We start from the raw sequence: 16196 nt of genomic DNA on the forward strand, positions 1-16196 counted from the left end.
CCCATGATCCAAGAGGCAGAGAACAAAGGGGGGGACGGCCATGCGCTGCCCGTTTTGTGGAAATATCGACACACAGGTCAAGGATTCACGCCCCGCGGAGGAGCATGTCTCGATCCGCAGGCGGCGGTTTTGCCCGGCCTGTGGCGGGCGGTTCACAACCTATGAGCGCGTGCAACTGCGCGATCTGGTGGTCGTGAAATCCAACGGGCGCCGTGAGGATTTCGACCGCGACAAGCTTGAACGCTCGGTGCGCATTGCACTTCAGAAACGCCCAATAGACCCTGAGCGGATCGAACAGATGATCTCTGGCATCGTGCGCCGACTTGAGAGCATGGGCGACACGGACATTTCCTCGAAGGTCATAGGCGAAATCGTGATGGAAACGCTCGCGCGGATCGACACCGTCGCCTATGTTCGTTTTGCCAGTGTTTACAAGAACTTCCAGGAAGCTGACGATTTCGACCGCTTCGTGAGCGAACTGCGCCCGGACGAGGGGGCCGCCGCCAAAGACGCCGAAGCGTGACCGCGCAAGACGCCCGCTTCATGGCGCTTGCCCTCGCGCTTGGGCGGCGCGGCATGGGGCAATGCGCGCCCAACCCCGCCGTAGGCTGCGTGATCGTGCGCGCGGGCAGGATCGTCGGGCGGGGCGCAACCGCAGCGGGCGGGCGCCCCCATGCCGAGACGCTGGCACTTGCGCAGGCGGGCGCGGCCGCGTTAGGCGCGACCGCCTATGTCACGCTGGAGCCATGCGCCCATCACGGCGAAACGCCACCCTGCGCCGAGGCGCTGATCGCGGCGGGTGTGGTGCGGGTGGTCGCGCCATTCGACGACACCGATCCGCGCGTCTCGGGGCGCGGTTTTGCGATGCTGCGCGCGGCGGGCGTCGCGGTCACGACCGGCGTTCTGGCAGATGAGGCCGCGCACGACCATGCCGGGTTCCTGATCCGCAACGAGGTGGGTCGGCCTTTCGTGACGCTCAAGCTGGCGGCGAGTTTCGACGGGCGTATCGCGACCGCCTCGGGCCACAGCCAATGGATCACCGGGCCCGAGGCACGGCGCGCGGTCCATGCGATGCGCGCGCGCCACGATGCGGTGATGGTTGGCGCGGGCACGGCGCGGGCGGATGACCCGATGCTGACCGTGCGCGGCATGGGCGTCACGCGTCAACCGGTGCGCGTCGTGGTTTCGCGCAGGCTCGATCTGCCGCTGATGTCACAGCTTGCCCGCAGCGCGCGCGAGGTGCCGCTCTGGCTGTGCCACGGAACCGAGGTGGACGACGCCATTGCCGAAGCGTGGCGCGGCCTGGGCGCGCGGCTTTTCCCCTGCGATGTGGTAGCGGGCCAGGTCGATGCGGACGCGATGCTGCGCGCGCTTGGCGCGGCAGGGCTGACGCGGGTATTCTGCGAAGGGGGTGGCGCGCTTGCGGCCTCGCTCCTCGCGGCGGGACTGGTGGATGAACTGGCAGGCTTTACCGCCGGGCTGGTCATCGGCGCCGAGGGGCTGCCGGGGGTCGGCGCGCTGGGGCTGGCGCGGCTGGACGAGGCCACACGTTTTCGGCTGATCGAGACACGCGCGCTGGGGGGTGCTGTGCTGCACCGCTGGGCGCGCGCCTGACACGCTGCGTCAGAGCATATCCGGCGGCGTCGCCTCGCGTGCAAGTTCTGGCACCATCTCGTCCAGGGCGAGGCTGCGCGTCTCCTTCACACCCAGACGCCGCAGCGACACCGACCGTTCCTCGACCTCACGCAGCCCGCAGGCAAGGATCACCGGCACCTTGGCGACAGAGTGTTCGCGCACCTTGTAGTTGATCTTCTCATTTCGGATATCGGCTTCGGCGCGGACACCGTGTGCGCGCAATGTGTCCACAACCTCGCGCACATAGTCATCCGCCTCGGACACGATCGAGGCGACCACCACCTGACGCGGGGCAAGCCAGAACGGCAGCCGCCCGGCATGTTCCTCGATGAGAATCCCGATGAACCGCTCGAAGCTGCCCAGACAGGCGCGGTGCAGCATGACGGGGCGGTGCTTGGCGCCGTCCGGGCCGATATAGGTGGCGTCAAGACGCTCGGGCAGCACGAAATCCACCTGATGCGTGCCGCATTGCCACTTGCGCCCGATGGCGTCGGTGAGGGTGAATTCCAGTTTCGGGCCATAGAACGCCCCCTCGCCGGGATTCACCTTCGGCTCGATCCCGGCGGCGCGGGTGGCCGACAGAAGCGCCGCCTCGGCACGGTCCCAGACCTCGTCGCTGCCTGCGCGCACCTCGGGACGGGTGGAAAACAGCACTTCGAATTCGGGGAACCCCAGATCGCGGTAGATGTTCGAGAGAAACGCGATGAAGCGCGCGGTTTCAGCCTCGATCTGTTCTTCGGTGCAGAAGATATGCGCGTCATCCTGCACAAAGCCGCGCACCCGCATGATACCATGAAGCGCGCCTGAGGGCTCATAGCGGTTGCAGGCGCCGAATTCGGCCATGCGCAAGGGCAGGTCGCGATAGCTTTTCAGCCCCTGATTGAAGATCTGCACATGGCAGGGGCAATTCATCGGCTTGAGCGCGTTGACGGCCTTTTCGCGGGCATGTTCCTCGTCCACTTCGACGATGAACATGTTGTCCTGATACTTTTCCCAGTGGCCCGAGGCCTCCCACAGCTTTCGGTCCACGACCTGCGGCGTGTTCACCTCGACATAGCCGCCGCGCATCTGCTGGCGGCGCATGTAACCCTGAAGCGTGGTGTAGACGCTCCAGCCGTTCGGGTGCCAGAATATCTGGCCGGGGGCCTCCTCCTGCATGTGGAAAAGATCCATCTCGCGACCCAGTTTGCGGTGGTCGCGGCGCTCGGCCTCTTCGAGAAAGGTAAGGTATTCCTTGAGCTTGTCTCGGGTCTGAAAGGCCACGCCATAAATGCGTTGCAGCATGGGCCGCGTGCTGTCGCCGCGCCAGTAGGCCCCCGCCACGCTCATCAGCTTGAAGGCGTCGGCGGGCACCTGCCCGGTATGTTGCAGATGCGGGCCACGGCAGAGATCCTGCCAATCCCCGTGCCAATACATGCGCAAGGGCTCGTCGCCCGGAATGGCCGCGATCAGTTCAACCTTGTAGGGCTCATTCGTGCCTTCGTAATGGGCGATGGCGCGGGCGCGGTCCCAGACTTCGGTGCGCACGGGATCGCGGGCGTTGATGATCTCTTTCATCTTCGCCTCGATCCGGCCCAGATCTTCGGGCGTGAACGGCTCTGCCCGGTCGAAATCGTAATACCAGCCGTTCTGGATCACCGGGCCGATGGTGACCTTCACATCGGGCCAGATCTCCTGCACCGCGCGGGCCATGATATGCGCAAGGTCATGGCGGATGAGTTCAAGCGCGGGCGCCTCGTCCTTCATCGTGTTGATGCTGATCTCGGCGTCGCCGGTAATGGGCCATTGCAGATCCCAATGCGCGCCGCCGACATGGGCGGAAATCGCGCGCTTGGCGAGCGAGGGCGCGATGCTCTCGGCCACTTCGGCGGGGGTGACGCCCGCCGGGTAGGCGCGCTGCGATCCATCGGGAAATGTCATGGAAATCTGGGACATGGTCCGTCTCCTCGTCGGTCTGGCGCCTACGAAACGCCCGGTTGCGGGTTGTTTCGCCCCTGATGGCGCGGGCTGCGCGGACTGTCAAGACGGGGAAAGACGGCGCTCAGGCCCAGGGACCGCGCCGCGCGCCCTGCCCGGCCATCTCGCGCAGGGCGCGGATGCGGTTTTCCGGGTTGGGGTGGGTCGAGAACAGCCGGTCATGGGCATGGGCATGAAGCGGGTTGATGATGAACATATGCGCCGTGGCCGGGTTGCGCTCGGCGGCGTCATTGTCGATGCGCGCGGCAAGGCCCGAGATTTTCTGCAAGGCCGAGGCCAGCCAGAGAGGATTGCCGCAGATCTCGGCGCCCACGCGGTCGGCCTCGTATTCGCGCGAGCGGCTGATCGCCATCTGCACAAGGGCTGCGGCCATGGGCGCAAGGATCATCAGCGCCAGCGTGCCGATGAGGCCCATGCCGTTGCGCCCGCGCCCGAAGAACATGGCGAAATTCGCCAGCATCGAAATCGCGCCCGCAAAGGTCGCGGTGATGGTCATGATCGTGGTGTCGTGGTTGCGGATATGCGCGAGCTCATGGGCCATGACGGCGGCGATCTCCTCGCGGCTCAGGCTGCGCAACAGGCCCGTTGTGGCGGCAACGGCGGCGTTGGCGGGGTTGCGCCCGGTGGCAAAGGCATTGGGCTGGTCGTTATCGAGGATATAGACCGCCGGTCGCGGCATCCCGGCGGCATCGGCCATCTTGTGCACCATCTGCGTGAGCGCCGCGCCTTCGGGGCCATCGGCGGGGCGCGCGGCGTGCATCCTGAGCACCAGCTTGTCGGAATTCCACCAGGTAAAGGCGTTCATGGCCAGCGCCACCACAAGCGCGATCAACGCGCCGCCCGCGCCCCCCAGAAGCGCGCCGATCCCGATGAAAAGCGCGGTCATCGCCGCCATGAGAACGGCCGTTCGCAGATATCCGGTCATCCGTGGTCCCCCTTGTCCGACGCGCGCAATATGGGGGCTTTTGCCGCCGTGGCAAGGCGCTAGCGTTCGCCACCTGACGCAATATACCCGGTGCAAAGCGGCTGCAAAGTGTCTGTTGATGACCCGCATGGACATTCCCAATTGAGGGATGAGCCGCGCGAGTGCCTGACCGCCGGGTGGGCGCTGCGACGGTTTTTGTGGGCAGTTTATGGTGCAGGAACATCGAACGATTGTACGGGGTGCAGCGTTGCAAAAGCGCCCGCCCGGGGGGCGGTCGGGCGCGCGCGCAACGCTTCGATCACCCGACGGTGCGGCTGGCGCAATCGGTCGATTTCGCCGCCTTTCTGGCGAGACCCGAGACGCGCGCGGCTTGGGCGGCCAGCCCCGCACGCCATTGCATGACGACGGCAGACGGCCGGGAACGGTGTCGCCTTTACATCCGGCTGGAACAGTTCGACGAGGATGCGGCCCCGCTTTGGGATCACCTGGGGTTCCGTCTCGATCTGCCGCGTCTCAATACCTCGACGCGGGGCGACTACCGGGGCTTTTACACCGACCGGAATGCCGAGACCCTTGCCGCCATTGCCGCCGAGGACATCGCGCGGTTCGGATACAGGTTCTGAGCGGCCAGATTTGATCAAATGTTGTTTCACCTCTGGCCAAGCCCGCACGCCTGCGACAATGTCAACCCTGTTGACCTTGCCACGAGGAGCGCGCCATGACCCAACCGCCAATCCGCATCGCCATAAACGGCTTTGGGCGCATCGGGCGGACGCTGTTGCGCATCCTGATGCGCGAGCGCCCCGAGTTCGAACTGGCCTGCATCAACGAGATCGAGCCGCTCGACACCTGCGCCTACCTCTTTCAATACGACAGCGTCTTTGGCCCCTTCCCCGGCACCGTGGCGACGCGGCCCGGCGCGCTGGTGGTGAACGGGCGCGAGATCCCGTTTCATGGCGCGCGCGACCTAAGCACGCTGGACCTTACGGGCGTCGATCTGGTGCTCGAATGCACCGGCATGGCAGGCGTGCGGGCGATGGCCGAACGGGGGCTGGCGGCGGGCGCGGCGGCGGTTCTTGTCTCGGGACCATCGGAGGAGGCCGACATCACGCTGGTTCTGGGGGCGAACGAGTCCGCGCTCGGCGATCACCGCATCATCTCGAACGCGTCCTGCACCACCAACGCGCTGGCGCCGCTGGCGAGGCTTCTGGACGAGGCCTATGGGATCGTGAGCGGCCAGATGACCACCGTGCATTGCTATACCGGCAGCCAGCCGACCGTTGACAAACCGCGCGGCGCGCCCGAACGCAGCCGCGCCGCCGCTCTCTCGATGGTGCCGACGACGACAAGCGCGCAGCACCAGACCGGGCTTGTCCTGCCCGCGCTCCGGGGCCGCATCGAGGCGCGCGCGATCCGGGTGCCGGTGGCGTCGGTCTCGTGCATCGACCTCACGGTGCAGACCCGCAACAGCGTCACCGAGGCAGGCGTGAACGCCACGCTGCGCGACGCGGCGGCGCATCACCACTGGCTGGGCTGGACCGATCAGCCGCTGGTCTCCTCCGACCTGCGGGGGCGCTCAGAAAGCCTGATCCTGAGCGCGGCGCAGACCTCGGTTTCGGTGGGCGGGCTGCTACGGGTGTTCGGCTGGTATGACAACGAATGGGGATTTTCGGCCCGAATGCTGGACATGGCCGCGCTGATCGGGCGAAGGGGCCGCCCTGTCGGCCCGCTCTAGCGCAGACGCACCTCTCCAAACCCCATGCCGCGAAGCCTTTGCGCCCCGCGCTCGGCTTCGGTCCGTGACGCGAAGGGGCCGGCGAGCACCACGGTCAGCGCGCGCCCGTCACGGCTGAGCTTGCCCTGGCGCGCGGGCAAGCCAGCGGCGGCGACACGCTGCGCGGCGGCGCGACCCTGTTCCGGGTCGGCGTAGATCCCCGCCTGCGCATAATGCGGGCGCGACACATCGGGGGCGGTTGCGATCCCCGGCACCGAGCGAGAGGAGACGGACGCAGTCGGTGCGCGGCGCGCCGGGACCGGATCGGGCACATGAACCCCGCGCGTGGCCACGGTGACACCGGCGGCGCGCTGCCCCTCGAAACTGGTGAAGGGTGGCTGAAGGCCCGGGAACCGATGGATCACATCCGTGCCGCTGCGCCGGTCGATGAGGCGGCGAGGCACGGTATTGGTCCACATCACCTCCATCTGCGCCTTGCCCTCGAAGGTCTGGTGAGCACGGCGCGGATTGAGGCGGTCATCCTCCCATGCCGGCTTCATGCCCTCGGGTACCGAAATGCCGAAAAGGCTGGTGCGCTGGCTCGTGTAGACGCGGGACGGGGCGACACGGGTGCCGGTCGGAACGCTGCCAGGTATGGCGCGGGTGCCGAGAGCCGGGGGCGCGACCGGGATCAGGACGGTATAGGTTCCCCGGGCGCTGCCGTCTTGCGGATAGGTCGCGTAATGGGCGGTCTGCGGGCCGCAGCGCACCGGCGAGCCCTTGTGCTGCACCATGTAGGCCGCCGAAACGTCGGTCATGTTCGCACAGGCGGTGCGGGCGGGATCGGGGGGCGTAAGAACCCGCGCCGTCCCAGCGGAAGCCGCGGCCAACGAGACGCGCGGCGGCACGGGGGCGGGCGCGGCGGGTTTCGGGGCCGAGACGGGCGCGGGGCTTGTCCGCGGTGCCGGCTGCGCCCGAGGCGCGGGCGCGTCAGCGATGCGGGGCGCGGCTTGCGGCTGGATCTGCGGCTGGGGCTGTGGCGCGGTCGTGGCAAGCGAGGGCGCAAAGCCACACATGTGCTCACGTGCGCCGCTCATGCGGGGCACCCAGATGGTGTTCAGGCCGACACCCGCGCGGATAAACACGCATCCCTGGCTGTCCACATATTGCGTGCCCGTAAAGGAGGTGGGAGGAAACTCCGCCGGCACGGGCACATCCCGCAGTGATTGCGCGAACGCGCCGGAAACGCTCATGCATGTTGCGACCGTGACCAGGATCGCCTGTCTGGAAACTCTCATTCCACCCCCCGAACAAACCAATCCGAGAGTGCATTATTTTCCGCAATGAGTAAACAGTGGATGGCTTATTTTGTGCCGAACATGCGGTCACCCGCATCCCCTAGTCCGGGAAGGATATAGCCCTTTTCATTGAGCCGCTCGTCGAGCGCGGCCGTGACGACCGGCACATCGGGATGGGCCTCGCGCATCCGCGCAACCCCCTCGGGCGCGGCCAGCAGGCACAGGAAGCGCAGGTCGCGCGCGCCTGCCTCCTTGAGCATCGAAATCGCCGCGACCGAGGAATTGCCCGTGGCCAGCATCGGATCGACCACGATGGACAGGCGCTGGCCCAGTTGATCGGGCACCTTGAAATAGTATTTCACCGGTTGCAGCGTCTCTTCGTCACGATAAAGCCCGATAAAGCCGACCCGCGCCGAAGGGATCAGTTCCAGCATCCCGTCCAGAAGCCCGTTGCCCGCACGCAGGATCGAGATGAGCGCCAGCTTGCGCCCGGCAAGCACGGGGGCCTCCATCTCCATCAGCGGGGTTTCGATGACCCGCGACGTCATCGGCAAGCCGCGCGTGACCTCGTAGGCAAGCAACTGGCTGATCTCGCGCAGAAGCTGGCGAAACACAGCGGTCGAGGTTTCCTTTTGACGCATCAAGGTCAACTTGTGCTGCACAAGCGGATGCGTAACGATGGTCAGGTGCTCGGTCATGGCGGGCCTCTTGCGGTCTGGTTGTTCCGTCTTTCCAGAAATCACAGCGTGAGGCAATGTCGGGATTGCCGCGCGGCCCGGACCGGTGCAAGCTTGCCTTGTATTGCGATGTGGGGCTGTTATGACTGCATCCGAGATGATTTAACGTTAAACTAGTTGGCCGGAGGGGGACAGACATGACGGACAACCACGGGGACGGACTTCGGCAGGCGGCGCTCGACTATCACGAGTTTCCGAAACCCGGCAAACTGGAAATCCGCGCGACAAAACCCATGGCGAACGGACGAGACCTTGCGCGCGCCTACAGCCCCGGCGTGGCCGAGGCCTGTCTCGAGATCAAGGCCGACCCGCAAAGCGCGCGTCGCTTCACCTCGCGCGGCAATCTGGTCGCGGTGGTCACGAACGGCACCGCCGTTCTGGGCCTCGGAAACATTGGCGCTCTGGCCTCCAAACCTGTCATGGAGGGCAAGGCCGTGCTCTTCAAGAAGTTCGCCAATATCGACTGTTTCGACATCGAGGTGAACGAGCCGGACCCCGAAAAGCTCGCCAATATCGTTTGCGCGCTGGAGCCGACCTTTGGCGCAATCAACCTCGAAGACATCAAGGCGCCGGATTGTTTCATCGTTGAACGGATTTGCCGCGAGCGCATGAACATCCCCGTGTTCCACGACGATCAGCACGGCACCGCCATTGTTGTGGGCGCTGCGGCGGTCAATGCGCTGCATGTGGCGGGCAAGCGTTTCGAGGAGATCAGGATCGTCTCCACCGGCGGCGGCGCGGCGGGGATCGCCTGCCTCAACATGCTGCTCAAGCTGGGCGTGAGGCGTGAGAACATCTGGCTCTGCGATATTCACGGACTCGTTTACGAGGGCCGCGAGATCGACATGAACCCGGAAAAAGCCGCCTTTGCGCAGGCAACCGAATTGCGCACGCTCGACGAGGTGATCGCCGGCGCGGACCTCTTTCTCGGCCTCTCGGGGCCGAATGTGCTCCGGCCCGAGATGGTCGCGCAGATGGCCCCGCGGCCCATCGTCTTTGCCCTTGCCAACCCCGATCCCGAGATCATGCCCGATCTGGCACGCGCCGCTGTTCCCGATGCGATCATCGCCACGGGCCGCTCGGATTTTCCCAATCAGGTCAACAATGTGCTGTGCTTCCCGTTCATCTTCCGGGGGGCATTGGATGTGGGCGCGACCGAGATCAACGACGCCATGCAGGTGGCCTGCGTGCAAGGGATTGCCGAGCTTGCCCGCGCCACGACAAGCGCCGAGGCGGCGGCGGCCTATCGCGGCGAAGAGATGACATTCGGGTCCGATTACCTGATCCCCAAGCCCTTTGATCCGCGCCTGTCGGGCGTTGTCTCGACAGCTGTGGCGCGCGCAGCAATGGAGACGGGCGTGGCCACGCGCCCCATTGACGACCTTGCCCAATACAAGGCCGATCTCGACGCGAGCGTGTTCAAATCCGCCCTGCTCATGCGGCCCGTGTTCGAGGCCGCCCGCAGCGCCTCGCGCCGCATCGTCTTTGCCGAGGGCGAAGACGAGCGCGTGCTGCGCGCCGCTCAGGCAATCCTGGAGGAAACCACCGAGACGCCGATCCTGATCGGCCGTCCAGAGGTCATCACCATGCGCTGCGAACGCGCGGGGCTGACGATCCGCCCCGAGCGCGATTTCACCATCGTCAACCCCGAGAACGACCCTCGCTACCGCGACTACTGGGAGACCTATCATGCCATCATGGCACGGCGCGGCGTGACGCCTGACATCGCGCGGGCCGTCATGCGCACCAACACCACAGCCATCGGCGCGGTGATGGTCAAGCGCGGCGACGCCGATTGCCTGATCTGCGGCACCTTCGGGGAATTCCGCTGGCACCTCAATTACGTCTGTCATCTCCTTCAGGACGAGGCGCATCGCCCGCATGGCGCGCTCAGCATGATGATCCTGGAGGACGGGCCCCTGTTCATCGCCGACACCCATGTCTATTCGCGCCCTACGCCCGAGAACCTTGCCGAGATCGCCATCGGTGCCGCACGCCATGTGCGCCGCTTCGGCCTTGCCCCCAAGGTCGCGTTCTGCTCGCAATCGCAATTCGGCAATCAGGCCGAGGGGTCGGGCAAACGGCTGCGCGAGGCGATTGCGCTTCTGGACAGCGCACCGCGCGATTTCGCCTACGAGGGCGAGATGAACATCGATGCCGCGCTGGACCCCGAGTTGCGCGAACGGCTCTTGCCCGGCAACCGGCTTGAAGGGGCGGCGAATGTGCTGGTGTTCGGCCATGCCGACGCCGCTTCGGGGGTGCGCAACATCCTCAAGATGAAGGCGGGCGGGCTGGAAGTGGGGCCGATCCTGATGGGCATGGGCAACCGTGCGCATGTGGTCTCACCTGGGATCACCGCGCGCGGCCTTCTCAACATGGCGGCCATCGCCGGCACGCCGGTGGCACATTACGGGTAGAATCGCGGGTTCGCAGATGATCCTGCCTGAATTTGCAAAATTTTCCATGAGGCGCGTCGAAACTGTATTTATTCACCTTATTTGCAAAAGTTTGCAGGCAGATCATCACGGTTTCTGCAAATTTTTCGCGGCCTTCTGCCACGCCCGCCGCCAAGGCGCTTGCCGCAAAGGCACCTTGCTCGTAACAGGATTGCAACGGATCGGAGGAGGATACCATGGCATACAAGGATATTTATACGCGGTCTTTGGCAGACCCTGAAAGCTTCTGGATGGAAGAGGCCGGCAAGATCGACTGGGTGCAAAAACCCTCGAAGGCGCTTTTTGACGACAAGGCCCCGCTTTACGAGTGGTTTTCCGACGGGCTGGTGAATACCTGCTGGAACGCGGTCGATCGCCATGTCGAGGCCGGGCGCGGCGCGCAGGCGGCGATCATCCATGACAGCCCGGTGACCGGCACCAAGCACAAGATCAGCTATGCGCAACTGCGCAGCCGCGTCGCGCGGCTGGCAGGTGCGCTACGGGCCAAGGGTGTGGAAAAGGGCGACCGCGTCATCATCTACATGCCGATGGTGCCCGAGGCGCTGGAGGCGATGCTGGCCTGCGCGCGGATCGGGGCGGTTCATTCGGTGGTGTTTGGTGGCTTTGCCGCGCATGAACTGGCAGTGCGGATCGACGATTGCGCGCCCAAATGCATCATCGCCGCCTCCTGCGGGATCGAGCCGGGCCGCGTGGTCCATTACAAGCCCCTGCTCGACGGCGCCATCGAACAGGCCGCGCACAAACCCGATTTCTGTGTGATCTTCCAGCGCGAGGAGGAAGTGGCCAAGCTCATCGAGGGGCGCGATTACGACTGGCACGCGTTTCAATACGGGGTCGAGCCGGCCGAATGTGTGCCCGTCGAGGGCAACCATCCGGCCTATATCCTCTACACCTCCGGCACCACCGGCGCGCCCAAGGGCGTGGTGCGCCCCACCGCCGGGCATCTGGTGGCGCTCAACTGGACGATGAAGAACATCTACAATGTGAACCCCGGCGAGGTGTTCTGGGCGGCATCCGATGTGGGCTGGGTCGTGGGCCACAGCTATATCTGCTATGGCCCGCTGATCCATGGCAACACCACCATCGTGTTCGAGGGCAAGCCGGTGGGCACGCCCGATGCGGGCACCTTCTGGCGGGTGATTTCCGAGCACAAGGTCAAGAGCTTCTTCACCGCCCCGACCGCCCTGCGCGCGATCAAGCGCGAGGATCCCGAGGCAAAGGAACTGGCGAAATACGACATCTCGCATCTTCGCGCGCTCTATCTCGCGGGGGAGCGGGCCGATCCCGACACGATCGAATGGGCACAAAAAGTCATGGGCGTGCCGGTCTACGATCACTGGTGGCAGACCGAGACCGGCTGGACCATCGCAGGAAACCCGGCAGGGTGTGAGGCGCTGCCCGTCAAGATCGGCTCTCCGACCGTGGCCATGCCCGGCTATGACGTTCGAATTCTTGATGAAAGCGGGCATGAAGTGCCGCCGGGAACGCTTGGGGCCATCGCTGTCAGGCTACCGCTGCCGCCAGGCACCCTGCCGACGCTTTGGAATGCCGAGGAGCGGTATCGCAAATCCTATCTCAACACCTTCCCCGGCTATTACGAGACCGGTGATGCGGGCATGAAGGACGAGGATGGCTATCTGTGGATCATGGCGCGCACCGATGACGTGATCAACGTGGCCGGTCACCGCCTTTCAACCGGCGCGATGGAGGAGGTGCTCGCCTCTCACCCGGACGTGGCCGAATGCGCCGTGATCGGCGCTGCGGACGCGCTAAAAGGTCAGACGCCGGTGGGATTTCTGTGCCTGACCAAAGGTGTGAACCGCCCCCATGCCGACATCACCGCCGAATGCGTCAAGCTGGTGCGCGATCAGATCGGCCCGGTGGCGGCGTTCAAGCTGGCGGTGGTGGTGGATCGTCTGCCCAAGACGCGCTCGGGCAAGATCCTGCGCGCGATCATGGTCCGCATCGCCGACGGGCAAGAGTTCAAGATGCCCGCGACCATCGACGATCCGGCGATTCTCGATGAGATTCGCGTCGCGCTTCGGGGGATCGGGCTGGCCAAGGGCTGATCCACCCCTGCCCCACCTGTCGCCACGCCCCCCGCCGTCAGGCAAGGGGCGTGATGCACTTTGCCCTATTCCGCCGCCTCGGCATAATCCTCGAGCGGCGGACAGGTGCAGACCAGATGCCGGTCGCCATAGACGTTGTCTACGCGGTTCACGGGGGGCCAATATTTGTCCACCCGGAAGGCACCGGGCGGAAAACAGCCCTGTTCGCGGCTATAGGGGCGGCCCCAGTCCTTGACCAGATCCTCCATCGTGTGCGGCGCGTTCTTGAGCGGGTTGTTCTCGGGGTCGATCCGGCCTTCCTCGATGGCGCGGATCTCTTCGCGGATGGCCAGCATCGCGTCACAGAAGCGGTCAAGTTCGGCGCGGGTCTCGGACTCGGTCGGCTCGACCATCAGCGTGCCCGCCACCGGCCAGCTCATCGTCGGCGCATGGAACCCGCAGTCGATCAGACGCTTGGCGATGTCATCAACAGTGACGCCCGCGCTTTCTGCAAACGGGCGCACGTCAAGGATGCACTCATGCGCCACGCGTCCATTCCGCCCCTTGTAGAGCACGTCGAACGCCCCTTCGAGCCGCTTGGCGATGTAATTGGCATTGAGGATCGCCACCCGCGTCGCCTGCGTCAGCCCCGCGCCGCCCATCATCAGGCAATAGGCCCAGGAAATCGGCAAGAGCGAGGGCGAGCCAAAGGGCGCGGCGCTGACCGGCCCCTCCTGCCCGCCGGTTTCGGGATGCCCCGGCAGATGCGGCACCAGATGCGCCTTGACCCCAATCGGCCCCATGCCGGGACCGCCACCGCCATGGGGGATGCAGAACGTCTTGTGCAGGTTGAGATGGCTCACATCGCCGCCCAGATCGCCGGGGCGCGCAAGGCCCACCATGGCGTTAATATTGGCCCCGTCGATATAGACCTGCCCGCCATGGGCGTGGGTGATCTCGCATATCTCGCGCACGGTTTCCTCGAACACGCCATGGGTCGAGGGATAGGTGATCATGCAGGCGGCCAGCGTCTTTGAATGCTTCTCGGCCTTGGCGCGGAAATCCTCCACGTCGATATCGCCATTCTCGGCAGATTTGACCACCACCACATCCCAGCCCACCATCTGCGCGCTTGCCGGGTTGGTGCCGTGCGCGCTCACCGGGATGAGGCAGACGCGGCGATGCCCCTGCCCCTGTGCCCGGTGCCAGGCGGCAATGGTCAGAAGGCCCGCATATTCCCCCTGCGCGCCCGAATTGGGCTGCATGGAAATCGCGGCATAGCCGGTGATGTCGCAGAGCTTGGCCGACAGATCGTCTATCATCTCCTTGTAGCCCTCGGCCTGATCGGCGGGGGCAAAGGGATGCAGAAGCGAAAACTCGCGCCAGCTTACCGGCATCATCTCGGCGGCGGAATTGAGCTTCATCGTGCAGCTTCCCAGCGGGATCATTGCCCGGTCTAGCGCCAGATCGCGGTCAGCAAGGCGGCGCATGTAGCGCATCATCTCGGTCTCGGCCCGGTTCATGTGAAAGATCGGATGGGTCAGATACGCGCTTTCGCGCGCAAGCGGCTCTGGCAGGCGGTATTCGGGCGTGAAATCTCTGTCCTCCATGACAATGCCAAAGGCGCGCCAGACCGCCTCGACGGTCTTTGTGCGGGTGCGCTCGTCGAGCGTGATGCCGATCTTCGTCTCACCCACGCGGCGCAGGTTCACCCCCTCGCGCACCGCCGATTGCAGCACGCCGCGCTGCAAGAGGCCCACATCCACGGTGATCGTGTCGAAAAACGCCTTCGGCTCGACCTTGAACCCCGCCGCTTCCAGCCCCCTGGCCAGACGTACGGTCTTGCGGTGGATGCGCTGCGCGATGGCCTTGAGGCCCTCGGGGCCGTGAAACACCGCATACATGGACGCCATCACCGCCAGAAGCGCCTGCGCGGTGCACACGTTCGACGTGGCCTTCTCGCGGCGGATATGCTGCTCGCGGGTTTGCAGGCTGAGGCGATAGGCACGGTTTCCGTGGCTGTCGATGGAAACACCGACGATCCGCCCCGGCATGGCGCGCTTCATGGCGTCGCGGCACGACATGTAGGCCGCGTGCGGCCCGCCATAGCCCACCGGCACGCCAAAACGCTGCGTGCTGCCCACGGCAATATCGGCCCCCATCGCGCCGGGCTCCTTCAGCAGCGTAAGCGCCAGCGGATCGGCGATGACGATGCCGATGGCACCTGCGCCATGAAGCGCGGCGATCTCATCCGTGAAATCGCGCAGGTGCCCGTGCGTGCCGGGATACTGGAAGATTGCACCAAAGACACGCTCGGCCTCCATCGTCTCGGGCGCGCCCACGACCAACTCGATCCCCAGGGGGGCTGCGCGGGTCTGCATCACCGCGATGTTCTGCGGGTGGCAGTTTTCATCGACGAAGAACGCCCTGGCCTTCGATTTGGCCACGCGCTGCGCCATGGTCATCGCCTCCGCCGCCGCCGTCGCCTCGTCGAGAAGCGAGGCATTGGCGATCTCAAGGCCCGTCAAGTCGCTCACCATGGTCTGGAAATTCAGCAGCGCCTCAAGCCGCCCCTGGCTGATTTCGGGCTGATAGGGGGTGTAGGCGGTATACCAGGCCGGGTTTTCAAGGATATTGCGCTGGATCGCGGGCGGCGTGACCGTGCCATGATAACCTTGGCCGATGAGCGAGGTCAGCACCTTGTTCTTCGAGGCCACGATCCGCATATGATGCAAAAGCTCGCTCTCGGACTTGGGCTTGCCGAAATCAAGCGGGGCCTCCTGCCGGATGGATTTCGGCACTGTCTCGTCGATCAGCTGATCGAGGTTTTCGACACCCAGCACCTCGAACATCCCCGCCATCTCCTTGGGCGAGGGGCCGATATGACGGCGGTTGGCGAAATCATAGGGCAGATAATCGGTGGCCTTGAAGGGCATCGCACTCTCCTCAACGCATGTCTCGGGCGGCCTGCGCCCGGCTTCATCGTTCCGAAAATACTCCCGCCGGAGGCATCCCCCGGCGGGCGTCCGGGCCTAGCCGACAAGGGCCTTGTAGGCGGCCTCGTCGAGGTAATCGTCCATCTGGCTCAGATCCTCTGGCTTGATCTTGAAGAACCAGGCATCGCCCATCGGATCCTCGTTGACCTTGCCCGGCTCGTCGGCCAGAATCTCGTTGACCTCGACGATCTCTCCATCGAGCGGCGCAAGGATGTCCGAAGCGGCCTTGACGCTCTCGATCACCACAATCTCGTCATCCTTGGTGACGCTCGTGCCCACCTCGGGCAGATCGACAAAGACCACATCGCCCAGCTGCTCGGCGGCGTGCTCGGTGATGCCGACGACGACAAGATCGTCCTCGACGCGCAGCCATTCGTGTTCTTCGGTGAATTTCATCGCTGTAAGCTCCC

General features: G+C 65.1%; 12 protein-coding genes. 6 read left to right on the top strand and 6 right to left on the bottom strand.

Annotation, left to right across the window (positions count from 1 at the left end; genetic code table 11):
• The first annotated feature begins 40 nt into the window (after positions 1 to 40).
• On the top strand, positions 41 to 523 hold the full coding sequence (gene nrdR / locus KAK09_RS12350; protein WP_210879252.1) for a transcriptional regulator NrdR: 483 nt from the start codon (positions 41 to 43) through the stop codon (positions 521 to 523).
• Positions 520 to 1614: a bifunctional diaminohydroxyphosphoribosylaminopyrimidine deaminase/5-amino-6-(5-phosphoribosylamino)uracil reductase RibD gene (gene ribD / locus KAK09_RS12355; protein ID WP_336244454.1), complete on the top strand. Its 1095-nt coding sequence runs from the start codon at positions 520 to 522 to the stop codon at positions 1612 to 1614. Before nrdR ends, ribD begins: the two co-directional genes overlap by 4 nt.
• A 9-nt stretch (positions 1615 to 1623) precedes the next feature.
• Here the strand turns inward: ribD and thrS are convergent, their stop codons facing one another.
• Both thrS and htpX read right to left on the bottom strand, forming a co-directional pair.
• Positions 1624 to 3570, bottom strand: a complete 1947-nt coding sequence (gene thrS / locus KAK09_RS12360; protein ID WP_210879253.1) for a threonine--tRNA ligase — start codon at positions 3568 to 3570, stop codon at positions 1624 to 1626.
• Between the two features lie 106 nt (positions 3571 to 3676).
• Positions 3677 to 4537 (bottom strand): zinc metalloprotease HtpX, encoded by an 861-nt coding sequence (gene htpX, locus KAK09_RS12365; RefSeq protein WP_210879254.1) that lies wholly within the window; start codon positions 4535 to 4537, stop codon positions 3677 to 3679.
• Positions 4538 to 4776: 239 nt separating this feature from the next.
• Between htpX and KAK09_RS12370 the strand changes: the two genes are divergently transcribed.
• Positions 4777 to 5160, top strand: coding sequence for a hypothetical protein (locus KAK09_RS12370; RefSeq protein ID WP_210879255.1), 384 nt, complete (start codon positions 4777 to 4779; stop codon positions 5158 to 5160).
• 95 nt (positions 5161 to 5255) lie between these two features.
• A complete protein-coding gene (locus KAK09_RS12375) occupies positions 5256 to 6272 on the top strand; it encodes a type I glyceraldehyde-3-phosphate dehydrogenase (RefSeq protein WP_210879256.1) in 1017 nt (338 codons plus the stop codon).
• Here the strand turns inward: KAK09_RS12375 and KAK09_RS12380 are convergent.
• Positions 6269 to 7348: an SPOR domain-containing protein gene (locus KAK09_RS12380; protein ID WP_247651222.1), complete on the bottom strand. Its 1080-nt coding sequence runs from the start codon at positions 7346 to 7348 to the stop codon at positions 6269 to 6271. The two genes, KAK09_RS12375 and KAK09_RS12380, sit on opposite strands and share 4 nt — an antisense overlap.
• Before the next feature lie 266 nt (positions 7349 to 7614).
• Positions 7615 to 8247: a uracil phosphoribosyltransferase gene (gene upp, locus KAK09_RS12385; RefSeq protein WP_210879258.1), complete on the bottom strand. Its 633-nt coding sequence runs from the start codon at positions 8245 to 8247 to the stop codon at positions 7615 to 7617.
• Between the two features lie 176 nt (positions 8248 to 8423).
• Between upp and KAK09_RS12390 the strand changes: the two genes are divergently transcribed.
• Together KAK09_RS12390 and prpE are read left to right on the top strand one after the other, a co-directional pair.
• A complete protein-coding gene (locus KAK09_RS12390) occupies positions 8424 to 10703 on the top strand; it encodes an NADP-dependent malic enzyme (RefSeq protein WP_210879259.1) in 2280 nt (759 codons plus the stop codon).
• Positions 10704 to 10918: 215 nt separating this feature from the next.
• The gene (gene prpE / locus KAK09_RS12395) at positions 10919 to 12811 is read left to right on the top strand and encodes a propionate-CoA ligase PrpE (RefSeq protein ID WP_210879260.1); all 1893 of its coding nucleotides are present in this window, start codon (positions 10919 to 10921) and stop codon (positions 12809 to 12811) included.
• A gap of 65 nt (positions 12812 to 12876) precedes the next feature.
• On the opposite strand, the gene gcvP is transcribed toward prpE, so the two are convergent.
• Complete coding sequence (gene gcvP, locus KAK09_RS12400) at positions 12877 to 15726, bottom strand: aminomethyl-transferring glycine dehydrogenase (protein ID WP_210879261.1); 2850 nt, start codon at positions 15724 to 15726, stop codon at positions 12877 to 12879.
• Between the two features lie 96 nt (positions 15727 to 15822).
• Positions 15823 to 16182, bottom strand: coding sequence for a glycine cleavage system protein GcvH (gcvH, locus tag KAK09_RS12405; RefSeq protein WP_210879262.1), 360 nt, complete (start codon positions 16180 to 16182; stop codon positions 15823 to 15825).
• Between the last annotated feature and the right edge of the window lie 14 nt (positions 16183 to 16196).

Source organism: Roseovarius autotrophicus, from assembly GCF_018069895.1.
In the GTDB taxonomy this organism is placed as follows: domain Bacteria; phylum Pseudomonadota; class Alphaproteobacteria; order Rhodobacterales; family Rhodobacteraceae; genus Roseovarius; species Roseovarius autotrophicus.

Coding starts and splice junctions, on each gene's coding strand:
- nrdR (WP_210879252.1), top strand. CDS start 41: ATGCGCTGCCCGTTTTGTGGAAATATCGACACACAGGTCAAGGATTCA.
- thrS (WP_210879253.1), bottom strand. CDS start 3,570: ATGTCCCAGATTTCCATGACATTTCCCGATGGATCGCAGCGCGCCTAC.
- htpX (WP_210879254.1), bottom strand. CDS start 4,537: ATGACCGGATATCTGCGAACGGCCGTTCTCATGGCGGCGATGACCGCG.
- KAK09_RS12375 (WP_210879256.1), top strand. CDS start 5,256: ATGACCCAACCGCCAATCCGCATCGCCATAAACGGCTTTGGGCGCATC.
- KAK09_RS12380 (WP_247651222.1), bottom strand. CDS start 7,348: ATGAGCGGCGCACGTGAGCACATGTGTGGCTTTGCGCCCTCGCTTGCC.
- upp (WP_210879258.1), bottom strand. CDS start 8,247: ATGACCGAGCACCTGACCATCGTTACGCATCCGCTTGTGCAGCACAAG.
- KAK09_RS12390 (WP_210879259.1), top strand. CDS start 8,424: ATGACGGACAACCACGGGGACGGACTTCGGCAGGCGGCGCTCGACTAT.
- prpE (WP_210879260.1), top strand. CDS start 10,919: ATGGCATACAAGGATATTTATACGCGGTCTTTGGCAGACCCTGAAAGC.
- gcvP (WP_210879261.1), bottom strand. CDS start 15,726: ATGCCCTTCAAGGCCACCGATTATCTGCCCTATGATTTCGCCAACCGC.
- gcvH (WP_210879262.1), bottom strand. CDS start 16,182: ATGAAATTCACCGAAGAACACGAATGGCTGCGCGTCGAGGACGATCTT.